We start from the raw sequence: 12117 nt of genomic DNA, 5'->3' as shown, positions 1-12117 counted from the left end.
TCCACTCCGCGCCCGGCCTCGGCTCATGCCTCAGCTTAACGACACCGTCTGTCAGATTAAGTCCAAACTACTTCAGCCCAGACATCCGTTGACTTGACCGCCCGGATCACACCCCGATTCTTCTCAGTCAGGCCGCGGGGCTGGTGCCGCTGCGCTGCGGATCGGATCTCGGCCAGTTCTTCCAGGGCCTCAGGCTCCAGGCACTGACTTCTCCGGGCAATGACGAACAGTCTCCAGGGCAGGTCGACCGTATACCGCTTCGGCTTGTCACCATCTTCCGCCCAATACGCCTCGACCACTTCCCGGACTACTGCCGGGGCCAGGAGAACCGACAGGGAGGTGAGCGTCTCAATCGGGTATCCGATTGAGACCGCTTTGCCCGCGAAGGCGATGAGCTCCCGCCGTCGGGTCTTGATGGTTCTGGGCGAGCAACTCCTCGCATTCCTCGTTCCGAGCCGCCGCTGCTCGCGGGTAATGCCGGTAAAGTAGGACTCGACTTGGACCTGCAAACTTTCGGGAAAGTCTGTCCAAGCTGGTCCTTTGTAGCGCCGATCCGGCGGCACGACGAGCTGCTGCTTGGGCCAGCCTGCAATGGTCTGAGCACAGAGGTTCCATGCTCGGGCGATTTGACGGTGCTCATAAAGGCCGTAGCCCTGCGGTGTCTGCTCAGCTCGGTATTGCATGAAGGCAGCGAAGGCGGGCTCGTCCATGTCAGCAGGCCGGACCTTCCTGTCCGAGCAATACTTGGTAAGCGAGGACAGCCGCTTCTTCAGCGTCTCATCCGTGAGGCAGTTCCACAGTGCCGCCCATGCAGGGGCGAGCTTCCTGCCCGCCGGCTGAGCCACGGAAGTTGACTGGAACCACTGCAGGGCCTTGCGCAGGCCAGAGCGGTGATTGGCTGCAGTCTGAGGTGTCCAGCCGAGTTCGGCGGGATGGATCTGCTCAACACGAGAGCGAACCCTGCTCCAGGAGGCAAGCAATTCATCCGGTCTGCGATCCAGCGCCTTTGCGATCCGCCGAGCGGAGCAGGCGAATTGTCGTCGCCGTTGCAGCGGGAGGGTGGTGTCTTGGGTGAGAGCATCGATGAGATCGCGAAAGGTCGGCTCCTGAGCAGGGTTCATTATGATCTCCTGAGGGCAGATGATTGTTCCCAGAGATGTATTGTGATTGATGGTAGTTTCTGTTGTGAAAACGTCAAGTAAATACCATTGCCTGGTACTTTCGTGCAGTATCATAATCTATATTTTACTTGGTGTATCATGATGTACTGAGATGGATGATTATAGACGATCCAGCAAATCCGGCTCATCTGAGCGCGTGCGCTTCTTCGAACGACTTGGCGCCGCCTTCACGAGCGAAGGCCGGCCATCGACCTTTTGATATTGCGATGTTGAGGTGCGAGTCTGAGCGGCCTCATGCTCATCGAGAGCCGCATCCGTGTAGCGGATGGCTCGGCCCAAGCGAACAAACTTTGGGCCTGTTCCCTTCATTCTCGCTTTGGCGAGATAGCTTACGCTGCAGTTCAGGCGCTCGGCCGCCTCTGCTGAGGTTCTCAATCGTGGGGGTTGGGTCTTGGACTGATCCATGGGGCACCTTGGGATTTCTTCGGCCATTGCCGTGAACCCAAAGGTGCCAGCGTCTATTTTGAATGTAACACGACAGAAGACGGCATCGCAGAACGCCTCATCTGTCGTGAAATCGGCGATATGTCTTGGTGCGCTCAATACGCTTTGCGCAGCCGGACAATTTTTTGGACTGCGCTTCCTTTGGCAGAAGCCGTTCAATCCCGAATACGAGAGTTGTAAAGGGAGTGGCATATGGGGCGGCATCACCTTCGCCAGTGCGATCGCCAGCGGTGGACACCTTTATATTTAAGGAGAGAGCAGTTCTGATCATAAGCCAAGTAAATGGCTCATACCACGTAATTCCCTTCCCAATCTTATAAGTTTGAACTGTGTGGATTGCTGCAGCGCAGTGCGCTTCAAGGTGGGTCAGACACTGAGCCAAGGTCTCCAGTTGGCTTAGCACAATACTCAAGCCCTGCTCACGCCGGTAGATGGACGTGATCAGAGCATTTCGAGCCCCAATTTCTCCAGCAGGTCGCGGCTTGTCGGAAAACTGTAAGAGGGGTTGGATAGCTTTGGTGTGCGAAGCAACGCTCTTAAGATGGCGGATAACCTCCTTGCGGTCAGCGGGTGCGAGGTTTGGCTCTACAAACATCGCTTCATAAAGACTGTCGCAGGCTCGCTTAAAACCGATGTCCTCAAGATCAATGCTAACCTGGAAGTTTTCTCTGATTTCGTGCGCAATCTGAGGTGGCTCGGTTTGCCTGAACAGGGTTTTCGGCCAGTTAAGTGGAGCGTCTGCCGGGTTTAGGCTGCCGCAAGCTGCGACAGCGGATTGAAGTAAGCCTGATCGGGTGTCCTCCGGTCAAGGCTCGAATGAGGCCTCCGGCCATTGTAAAAGGCCAGATACCGACCAATCGAGGTGCGGGCCTCGGCGACACTGTCGTAGGCCCTCAGATAGACTTCCTCGTATTTGATGCTGCGCCACAACCGCTCGACAAAGACGTTGTCCCGCCAGGCGCCCTTGCCATCCATGCTGATCGCGATCTCATGCTTGAGCAGCACGCTGCTGAAGTCGTGGCTGGTGAACTGACTTCCTTGGACGCCCTTCTGTTTGTCAAGCGGCGATGCGGGTCTGATTGATCTCCTTGTAGCGTCTTGTGATGATGTGGAAGACCTCACGAGCGATGTAGCGCTTGAGGGCGCGAATAGCATCGAGCTTCGAATGACCTCCGCTGGTGCGTCTGACGACGTAGGCCTTGGTCGCTGAATCGGTTCGGATCCGCCCAATGGCTATAATGTGCAGGGCGCTGTTGGCAGCGCGATCGCCGCCCCTGTTGAGCCGGTGACGAATTGTCTTTCCGGAAGAGGCGGGGACCGGACTTACACCGCACAGCGCCGCGAAGCTCGCCTCAGAACGCAACCGCTCAGGATTGTCGCCGGCGGTCAGCAGCAACTGGGCGGCACCGGTGTAGCCGATCGAATTGCGCGCGATAAGCTCGGGCGCAAGGTCATCGACGATGGCGCTGATCATTGCGTCAAGGTCGGCAATCTCGTCATGCAGCTCGAGATAGCGACGAGCCAGCGATTTGAGGCTGATGCGGTAAGCCGCTTCCACCTCGCGATAGGCTGTCAGATCCGGCCGCCAGGCGGCCAAAGTTCGCACGAGTTGCATGCGCGTCATGGAACGCAAAGTATCGCGCAGCCCGTCTGGCGCGCTCACAATCGTGGTCTGGATGATCTGGATGGCAACACGCCTCGCGGCGACGGCGGTCTTGCGGCAGACCATGAGGACGCGAAGGGATTCTACCATCCCATCTCGGCTTCTGGGCGTGACAGTTCTCCTTCCCGCCAAGGCAGCATGGGCGGCATTCTGGGCATCGAGGTCATCATTCTTGCCGCGTCGCCGGCGATCGTGCTTGTCAGGCGCGGTAACCTCCAGCACGTCAATGCCTGCCTGCTGCATGAACCGGAGTAGGCCCGCACCGTAGCTGCCGGTCGATTCGATACCGATGCGCCGCAGGTCCCCGAACGAGCGCATCCAGACGAGCATCTGCCGATATCCATGACGGGTGGTGGCGAAGCTGGCTGTTCCCAGAACGCGATCCTGTCCATCGACGACCGCGGCGACGTGCAAATCCTTGTGTGTATCCACACCACCGACGACGTGGCGCGTCCCATCTTCGTTGTTACCCATTCCCAGCCTCCAGCTTGGACCGTTTGCCAGGCTTTGCCGAGACCGAGTGCGCGGACAGGACAGTCACGAGACCCTGAGGTCAGGCCCTTCTCGGGTCACAGGCATCGGCGAGGCAAAGCCCCACCGCAGGGCGTTCCCGGGCGGCCGACAGGTCCAGGGAAAGACACGGCGGTCGATCGGAGTGCGGGTCAGACCACACCAGGGCACCCTACGGAGCCAGCCTACCAGTCGGTCGATCGGTGTTTGAGTCAGGCCGCCCAGGAACTAGCTGTGATCTTCTGACTATCCGTGTTGAAGATCTCAGGCCGACCATAGCGGGCCAGCGCTTCCTCCAGAGCCTCGATGCAGAAGGCCGCCTCCAGCGTGATGGACAGCCGCCAGGCCAGAACCCGTCGGCTGAACCAGTCCACCACCGCCGCCAGATAGACAAAGCCCCGCGCCATGGGAATGTAGGTGATGTCCATAGCCCAGACCTGGTTCGGTCGCATCACCGGCAGCTTGCGCAGCAGATACGGATAGATCTGGTGGCCCGGTGCTGGCTTGGAGGTGTTGGGTTTGCGGTAAAGCGCCTCCAGGCCCATGCGCTTCATCAGCGTGGAGACATGCAAGCGCCCGACCGTGAAGCCCTCTGCGTTGAGAAGATCGCGCAGCATCCGGCTGCCCGCGAACGGGAACTCAAGATGCAGTTCGTCCATGCGACGCATGATGGCCAGGTCGGCCGCCGATGCAGGATGCGGTTGATAATAGAGGCTGCCCCGGCTGATCCCGAGTTCCTCAGCCTGCCGGGAAAGCGGCAGACCATGCGAGCGGTCGATCATCGCTTTGCGCTCGGCCACACTCCGGCTTTGCCGAGCGCGTGCTCTAAAAAATCATTGGCCAGGGTCAGCTCGCCAATCTTGGCATGCAGCGTCTTCACGTCCACCGGCGGGTTTGCGGCTGTAGCCTTCTCGGCCCCGAACACGTCGGTCGCCCCTCGAGGAGTTGCGTCTTCCACTGGGTGATCTGGTTGGGATGGACATCGAACTGCTGCGCCAACTCGGCCAGAGTCTTCTCGCCCTTCACGGCAGCCAGGGCCACTTTGGCCTTGAAAGCCGGAGAGTGGTTCCGGCGGGGTCTCTTGCTCATGGGTTCTCCTGTTCGGCAGCCATTCTGGCTGCAGTCAGGCGGAAACTCCACTTATCTCTCTGTTCAAATTTCCCGAGCCGGCTCTGTTGATGATCCGAAGGGCCGCGCCCTTAGCTTTAATCATCTCAATGATTGTACCAAGGTGAGAGACAGAACGGGCCAAGCGGTCCAGCTTCGTCACGACCAGCACATCGCCCTCCCGAACAAAGTCGAGGGCTTGCTCAAGGGCAGGGTGTGGACCCACGGAGGATGTCTGCTCTTGAAAGACCTTTTGACATCCAAGTGCCTTAAAGTCTCTAAGCTGTGCCTCAAGACCAGCCTCCTGCTCTAAGGTGGAGGTACGAGCATATCCGATGAGCATGTCTGTCTCTTCGTTCCAATGAAGTTTCAGACATAGTCATCTTGGCCGTTCCAAATATCAATATTACTTCATTGGAACGGATAGGCTTCGGAGATGGAACGTTCCGCTAGCGCAAGGTCCAGTGGAACGATAGCCCTGCAGAGGAGGACGGCTTCCTAGGTCAAAGCAGACCTTCACACGGCCAGGCTGAAGGGCAGTCCGTGACCCGGAGCTGACTTTAGCCAGAAGAGGTCCTATGGCTTGTTGACAGCATAATCCCGGCAGCGGGATCGGCGCGAGCAGCTCCCCTGGTGTTCTTTCAATGTTCATGCTCAAATCGGGCCAGGCAGAGCGGCTGCATCGACTGGCTCTTTACTGACGTATTAAGCCGAGCGCCGATAGAAGCTTCAAAATATGCTCAAACGGCACAGGATCCGGTTCCATATAGGCAATCCTCGGAATTTCCGCTCTATGCTCCAGTGCACACGTATCATCCTTGCCAAGGTCTAGTGTAAACTGAGACATAACTGGGCGCATAGCACGCGCGTCGGTAGGTCAGAGACAAGTAGAAAACAGCATGTTGGGAACCACGCTCTAACCCAGAGCGAGAACAAGGCAAACCAATGCCAAATGATGTAATGACACCTGCATCGAAGACTCCGGCAGGCAGGGCAGCGGCTATCCCACCAAAGGAAGTTCTCAAGACAACGTCGATGTCGGCTGATGCCGTGAAGGTCATCCCCGGGCATGGCATCGCTGGTCGGCATGCCAAGCGGGAGCATCTTGATACCCTGTCCGGCAACAAAGACCCAGGCATGTTTGGCCGCATGTTCCCGAAGCTCCCACCTCTGGAGGTGAGTGATGCCAAGCTGCAGGCCCTCGCCGACGCGATGCTGGATCCTGATCCGACTGATACCACGCGCGACAACCCTCATGTCCCTGCAGGCTTCACCTATCTGGGACAGTTCATCGACCATGACATCACTCTCGATCTGACCTCCCTTTCCGAGAAGGACAAGGACCCGCTCGGCATCGAGAATTTCCGGACCCCAAGCTTGGATCTTGACGCCGTTTACGGCCTTGGACCGGACGGCAGTCCGCATCTGTATGCCCGCAATCCTGAGAATACGAGCAAGCACGGCCCCAAACTGCTCATCGGCAAAAACATCAATGTCAGCTTTGGAGGTGTCACTGGAAACTTCCGCAGCGATCTTCCTCGCAGCCCCGAAGGCTTCGCTCTGATAGGCGATCATCGTAACGATGAGAACCTTCTCGTCGCTCAGACGCATCTCGCCTTCCTGAAGTTTCACAACAAAGTTTGTGATCTTCTCGCAAACTCCCCTACACCGCCGGCCGATATCTTTGCCGATGCACGCAGAACGGTAACATGGCACTATCAGTGGATGGTGCTCCACGATTTTGTGGAACGTCTCACTGAACCCGGGATCGTCGCGAGGATCCTTAACGACGGGCGTAAGTTCTACCGTTTTAAGAAGACGCCTTACATGCCGGTGGAGTTCTCGGCCGCTGCCTACAGACTCGGCCATAGTATGGTTCGGCAGACCTACAGCCACAACCGGGTCTTTCATGATCCCCCAGCTGATTTCGGGTTGATTTTCGGATTTAGCGGTTTGTCAGGTCAGATTATTGGCGATCTTGCTCCGAACCCGCCTACAGGCCCCCTGCCGGTTCCTGTGCTGCCGAGCAACTGGATCATTGATTGGCGCCGCTTCTACGATCTCGGCACCCCAGAAGGCACACCTGAATTCACCCTCAACCATGCCCGCAGGCTGGATCCGTTCCTTGTCCCAGAACTGCATACTCTGCCGGGTGGGGGTGGCAATCTGGCGTTCCGGAACATGAAGCGCGGGGTCAATCTTGGATTGCCCTCAGGCCAAGACGTCGCAAAAGCGATGCGGATCAAGAACCCTCTCAGTCCCGAAGAGATCGCAAGTGGTCCAGACGGAAAGGTGGCCAAAAAGCAGGGCCTGCATAAGGAAACCCCGCTTTGGTACTACATCCTGAAGGAGGCGCAGGTTCGCCATAGTGGCGAGCGCTTAGGTCCCGTGGGCTCGATCCTCGTCTCTGAGGTTTTCGTGGGTCTGATCCACGGAGACACCAAATCATTCCTGTGGCAGGCAAAGAACTGGAAGCCGACGCTGCCTTCAGCAAAACCTGGTACGTTTTTGATGACCGACCTGCTTCGTCTGGTGGATGAGATCAATCCAATTGGCTAGCGTTAGCAACCAAGGAAGCCGGGAGGTTCCCATTCACGCCCGCCTTCCCGCTTCAGCTGATTGTCTTTTTGAAGGGCAAGCAGCACGCGCCCGTACGGTCATCCGGGAGGGCACTGCAAGGAGTTCCATAAAGGGGCTTCCGCGAAATTGAACCGAAACCAGGAAGGTCTGGATCTGGCACGAGGCAGACGAAAGCCGAACTTCTGTAGTCCTAGGGTTAGCTGACCTTCATAAGGCCACGCCCAAAGGCTCAGTTTGACCCCAAGCGGAAGTTCGACGCTCGCCAGCGTCGCTTGCAAAGTTCGAAAACCGCGCAATCTTAATACGTCGGTTATCTATTGTTGAGACCGCAATTCAGCGTGCCGCCGCGCCGTGGCGGTGCGTAGACAAATAGGGAGGCCCTACGATGACAATGAGGCCTGATCCGACCTTCCACGCATCGCCGAAGCTTGCGATGGAAGCTGCACCGGAGAACTTCGCCTATACTTTGCTGCTCAGCGCGGACTTCTCGAAGCCCGACGCGCTCGCAGTGATTGACGTGAAGCCCGGCTCGCCAACCTTCAGTCAGGTCGTCCACACGGTGACGATGCCCCACAAGGGGGATGAGTTCCACCATTTCGGTTGGAATGCATGCTCATCGGCATTGTCGCCGCTCACCGGCCACACGTTCCTCGAGCGGCGCTACCTGATCATCCCCGGGCTCCGCTCCTCGCGTATTTATATCGTGGATACGAAGCCCGATCCCACCATGGCAAAAATCCACAAGATCATCGAGCCCGAGGAGGTGTTTAGGAAGACCGGCTACTCGCGGCCCCACACTGTCCACTGCGGTCCGGAAGGCATCTACGTCAGCACGCTCGGCGGCGGCGGTAAGGATGGCACCAATGGGCCACCTGGCGTGTTCATCATGGACTGCGAGACGTTTGACATCCTCGGCCGGTGGGAGATCGATCGCGGACCCCAGAAAATGCACTATGACTTCTGGTGGAACCTGCCCCGCGACTACATGGTGACGAGTGAGTGGGGGCTGCCGCCACAGTTCGAGAACGGGATCGTGCCGGAGGACCTGCTCGCGAACAAGTATGGCCATCACATCCACTTCTGGGATCTGCGGGCCCGGCGCAACGTCCAGACGATCGATCTCGGCGCCAATCACCAGATGGGGCTGGAGGTGCGCCCCGCGCACGATCCCGTTCGCGAGTACGGCTTCCTGGGCGTCGTGGTTGACACCACGAACCTCGAAGGCTCGATCTGGACCTGGTGGCGCGAAGGCGGCAAGTTCCACGTCGAAAAGACAGCGACGATCCCACCTGAGCCGGCGTCCAAGGACCAGCTGCCGCTCCTCCTGCAGGGGTTTGGCGCAGTGCCGCCGCTGGTGACCGACATCGACCTTTCCATGGATGACCGGTTCCTGTACGTCGCCTGCTGGGGAACCGGCGAGATGCGTCAGTACGACGTCACCGACCCGAGGAAGCCGAAGCTTGCAGGCTCGGTCCACGTCGGCGGCATTGCCCGCCGCACGCCCCACCCGAGCGGCGAGGCGTATGCAGGCGGTCCGCAGATGGTCGAGATCAGCCGTGACGGCAAGCGGGTCTACTGGACCAACTCGCTCTACTCGACGTGGGACAACCAATTTTATCCCGACGGCGTGCCGGGCGCTGAGGTCATGGCCAATGCCAGCCCGAACGGCGGTCTCGAGCTGGCAAAGGACTACTGGGTGAGCTTCCCCGACGGATATCGGGCGCATCAGATCCGGCTCGAGGGTGGCGACTGCTCGACGGATTCGTTCTGCTATCCGTCGGTTTGAATTTGACCGGAGCTGATTGGACACCGGTCGGGCTCTGGCTGGCTGTCGTCGCGAGCGGCGTCTATCACGGGGTGAACCCGGGGATGGGATGGCCGCTTGCCGTTTCAGCTGGGCTGATGGAAAGGAGTTCGCGTGCCTTCGTCGCGGCGCTTTGGCCGCTAATGGTCGGCCATCTGCTAGCCATGCTCGTGGTGATCCTTCCCTTCGCGATCCTGGTCGCCATCATCGAATGGCAGCGCCAGATCCAGATTGGCGCCAGCCTCCTGGTCATCGGATTCGGTGTCTTCCGGTTCGTCAACCGTCGCCATCCGCGGGCGCTGGCTCGGATACGACCGACGCAACTGGGACTCTGGTCCTTCGCCGTGGCGGTCGCTCATGGCGCAGGATTGATGCTCGTGCCGATCTATCTCGGGCTCTGCCGAGCCGCCGACCTCGACAGGAGCCATGAGGCGGCAGGCGCTCTCATCAACGCCAATCTTGGCATGGCCGTCCTGGTCTCCGTCGTCCACTCTGTCGCGATGATCGTGGCCGGGGGATTCTCCGGGTGGCTGGTCTACCACTACCTGGGTCTCAAATTCGTGTCGCGGAGTTGGTTCAATCTGGATGCGACTTGGGCCGTCAGCCTCGTTTTGGTGGGCGTTGTCTCACTCGCATTCAGCCTTTCGGACCAGCACTGAGCCGCATCTCAGAATCATGGTGGTGAGGTTCTGTCGGCATTGTCACACAATGCTGAACAAAACGCGGACCGACGCCACTTGAAAAGACCGCTTCCCATCACTCATCGGCGATCTTCTGGCGGGCGCCGTCCATGATCAGATTGGGTCGAGCCTGTGTGAGAACTCGAACCAGGCTGATTGAGACGAACTATTTGTACAAGCTCATGCCCTGCGCCGAGGATTCCCCGGTTTATCGAGGCTTACGAGACATGAAGTTGCTCCAAGGAGGGGCCGTCAGCGTTTTCACACGCTCTCGACCGAGAGCTGCTGTTCGACCGCCGTCACTGGAATGGCCGCATATGGCACGGGGCTGACGAAAGCCGAACTTCTGCAGTCATAAGGTGTGCTGACCTTCATCAGGCCACGCTTAACGGCTCAGATTGACCCTGAGCGGATCATTGCGTGGCTGCATTCCATAAGGCCCGTTATCGAAGTTTCTCCTGTAGACCCTCGAACTTGCGTGTTGGGGTTGGTTCAGCCCAAGCTCTGGCTATATCAGGCGTCTTGAACAGGGGCGCGGCAGCGGCCTGAGGCGTCTCTGGCTACAGCGTCGAGCCATGTCAGGCGTGCGATGCACCAACATGATCGGCCATGTTGGCGCCGCGGGCGCCGAGCGGCTTGGGCGTCCCATCCGTGCTGTCCCGGGCCGTCTGGTGCTCCATCTCGGCATTGAGATCAGCACCAAGCAGGACGATCACCACCGACAACCAAATCCACACCATGAAGCCAACGCCAGCACCCAGCGAGCCATAGGTTTTGTTGTAGCTGTCGAAGTTGGCCACGTACCAGGAGAACAGCATCGACGCTGCAAGCCAAAGCACCGCCGCCGTGACACTGCCCCAGGTTACCCAGCGCCACTTCGGGTCGCGGCGGCTTGGACCGTAGCGGTAAATGACAGCAAGCCACATGCCCACAATCACGAGAAGGATCGGCCAGCGCAGGATGGCCAGGAGCTGTTCGGCCGGGGTCACAAAGCCCACAAAGGTGAGCACGACCGGCGCGACCACCACCGCACTGATGGCCAGGATGGTGAAGACGATCGTGCCCAGGGTAATCAGGAAGGTCGTGGCGTAGAAGCTTAATAGGCTGCGCTTCTCCTTCTCGCCATAGACCACATTGAGGGCATCGAAGAGGGCTGCTACCCCCGAGTTCGCGCTCCAGAGTGCCACCAGAAAGCCGATCATGAAGGCGACGCCGAGCGTATCATTGCCCTGGGTGACGATCAGGGAGATCTGCTCCCCGATGAGTTCCAGTACCCCGCCGGGCAAAATGCCTGACAGCAGGGACAGGTGACCTCTGATCGTGCTGACATCGGCAAAGAGCCCGTACAGCGACACGATGGTGGCAATCGCCGGAAAGACCGCCAGCAGGGCAAAGAAAGCAACTCCGCCCGAGGTCGACAGGATACGATCTTCCGAGATCCCCCAGAGCACACGCCAGAGAATGTCGTTCCAGCCACGGGCCGGGATCTGCCCGGGGGTATTCGCCTCCCGTCCACGGCCGGGCTCGCGCGCGCGGTTGAGATCATCCGGCAGCACGCCGGGAGCGGTCTCCTCTTCGAGCTTGGAGCGCCAGTCTTCGCCATGTTCGTTCATGGGGCACCGTTGAGGTCCAGGAGGATATCGGGTCGAAAGGTTCTTGCTGTGTAAAGGGGACGTTTCCAGGCCTTTCCACATTAACCCCGGGACTGGTCTCCCGGCTCCTTTGGGGCCGTGCTCCCAATCCGGATGCCTGTCCTGTGACATAGACCCGAAGTGGCAGGCTGCAATCAGGGAAAGACGATCCGGGGGCTTGAACTCGCGACAGTCGCCATCCAAATACCATCCATACAGATGGTTTTGGGAGGGCGGCTATGGCGACCAACGTGCACGAACTTCGACAAAAGGCTTCTGACAGCGAGAAGATCACGATCAATCTGGGCTATGTCGATCTTGGCCATATCGATCTTCTCGTGCAGGAAGGCTTCTACTCCAACCGGACCGACTTCATCCGGACAGCCATTCGGAACCAGCTTGATCGGCACAATGATGCCGTCAGGAAATCGGTCGACCGCCACCAGCTCGACCTCGGCCTGCGCCACTATGGTCGCCAAGACCTCGAGGCCGCGCAAGCAGCCGGAGAAATGCTGCG

At 58.9% G+C, this 12117-nt stretch carries 9 protein-coding genes and 2 pseudogenes; 5 read left to right on the top strand and 6 right to left on the bottom strand.

Annotation, left to right across the window (positions count from 1 at the left end; all coding sequences use genetic code 11):
- Positions 1-56: 56 nt before the first annotated feature.
- Positions 57-1121 (bottom strand): hypothetical protein, encoded by a 1065-nt coding sequence (locus ILT44_RS28320; protein WP_204242955.1) that lies wholly within the window; start codon positions 1119-1121, stop codon positions 57-59.
- Between the two features lie 463 nt (positions 1122-1584).
- On the opposite strand from ILT44_RS28320, the gene ILT44_RS28315 reads away from it, so the two are divergent.
- Complete coding sequence (locus tag ILT44_RS28315) at positions 1585-1875, top strand: hypothetical protein (RefSeq protein ID WP_204242954.1); 291 nt, start codon at positions 1585-1587, stop codon at positions 1873-1875.
- Between the two features lie 497 nt (positions 1876-2372).
- Here the strand turns inward: ILT44_RS28315 and ILT44_RS28310 are convergent.
- From ILT44_RS28310 to ILT44_RS28295, 4 genes and pseudogenes are all read right to left on the bottom strand, one after another.
- Positions 2373-2666: pseudogene (locus ILT44_RS28310) on the bottom strand (transposase); the annotation flags it as partial.
- 16 nt (positions 2667-2682) lie between these two features.
- Positions 2683-3762 (bottom strand): IS110 family RNA-guided transposase, encoded by a 1080-nt coding sequence (locus tag ILT44_RS28305; protein ID WP_204242953.1) that lies wholly within the window; start codon positions 3760-3762, stop codon positions 2683-2685.
- Positions 3763-4046: 284 nt separating this feature from the next.
- A pseudogene (locus ILT44_RS28300) lies at positions 4047-4887 on the bottom strand (IS3 family transposase); the annotation flags it as partial.
- 34 nt (positions 4888-4921) lie between these two features.
- Positions 4922-5248 (bottom strand): recombinase family protein, encoded by a 327-nt coding sequence (locus ILT44_RS28295; RefSeq protein ID WP_204242952.1) that lies wholly within the window; start codon positions 5246-5248, stop codon positions 4922-4924.
- 692 nt (positions 5249-5940) lie between these two features.
- Here ILT44_RS28295 and ILT44_RS28290 point away from each other — a divergent pair.
- From ILT44_RS28290 to ILT44_RS28280, 3 genes are all read left to right on the top strand, one after another.
- Complete coding sequence (locus tag ILT44_RS28290) at positions 5941-7464, top strand: peroxidase family protein (protein WP_204242951.1); 1524 nt, start codon at positions 5941-5943, stop codon at positions 7462-7464.
- A 406-nt stretch (positions 7465-7870) separates the two neighbouring features.
- Complete coding sequence (locus ILT44_RS28285) at positions 7871-9271, top strand: selenium-binding protein SBP56-related protein (RefSeq protein WP_204242950.1); 1401 nt, start codon at positions 7871-7873, stop codon at positions 9269-9271.
- A 2-nt stretch (positions 9272-9273) separates the two neighbouring features.
- On the top strand, positions 9274-9948 hold the full coding sequence (locus ILT44_RS28280; protein ID WP_204242949.1) for a hypothetical protein: 675 nt from the start codon (positions 9274-9276) through the stop codon (positions 9946-9948).
- 599 nt (positions 9949-10547) lie between these two features.
- Here the strand turns inward: ILT44_RS28280 and ILT44_RS28275 are convergent.
- On the bottom strand, positions 10548-11582 hold the full coding sequence (locus ILT44_RS28275; protein ID WP_204242948.1) for a YihY/virulence factor BrkB family protein: 1035 nt from the start codon (positions 11580-11582) through the stop codon (positions 10548-10550).
- A 257-nt stretch (positions 11583-11839) separates the two neighbouring features.
- On the opposite strand from ILT44_RS28275, the gene ILT44_RS28270 reads away from it, so the two are divergent.
- Positions 11840-12117: ribbon-helix-helix domain-containing protein (locus tag ILT44_RS28270; RefSeq protein ID WP_204242947.1), on the top strand; the 278-nt coding region annotated here is incomplete at its 3' end.

The organism is Microvirga arvi (assembly GCF_016892765.1).
Classification (GTDB): domain Bacteria; phylum Pseudomonadota; class Alphaproteobacteria; order Rhizobiales; family Beijerinckiaceae; genus Microvirga; species Microvirga arvi.
The sequence above is the reverse complement of the archived record's forward strand: the minus strand, read 5'-3'. Positions and strand labels throughout refer to the sequence as shown.

Excerpts from the sequence above, each read along its gene's own strand:
- ILT44_RS28290 (WP_204242951.1), top strand. The coding sequence starts at position 5,941 with ATGTCGGCTGATGCCGTGAAGGTCATCCCCGGGCATGGCATCGCTGGT.
- ILT44_RS28285 (WP_204242950.1), top strand. The coding sequence starts at position 7,871 with ATGACAATGAGGCCTGATCCGACCTTCCACGCATCGCCGAAGCTTGCG.
- ILT44_RS28305 (WP_204242953.1), bottom strand. The coding sequence starts at position 3,762 with ATGGGTAACAACGAAGATGGGACGCGCCACGTCGTCGGTGGTGTGGAT.
- ILT44_RS28275 (WP_204242948.1), bottom strand. The coding sequence starts at position 11,582 with ATGAACGAACATGGCGAAGACTGGCGCTCCAAGCTCGAAGAGGAGACC.
- ILT44_RS28295 (WP_204242952.1), bottom strand. The coding sequence starts at position 5,248 with ATGCTCATCGGATATGCTCGTACCTCCACCTTAGAGCAGGAGGCTGGT.
- ILT44_RS28320 (WP_204242955.1), bottom strand. The coding sequence starts at position 1,121 with ATGAACCCTGCTCAGGAGCCGACCTTTCGCGATCTCATCGATGCTCTC.
- ILT44_RS28315 (WP_204242954.1), top strand. The coding sequence starts at position 1,585 with ATGGGGCACCTTGGGATTTCTTCGGCCATTGCCGTGAACCCAAAGGTG.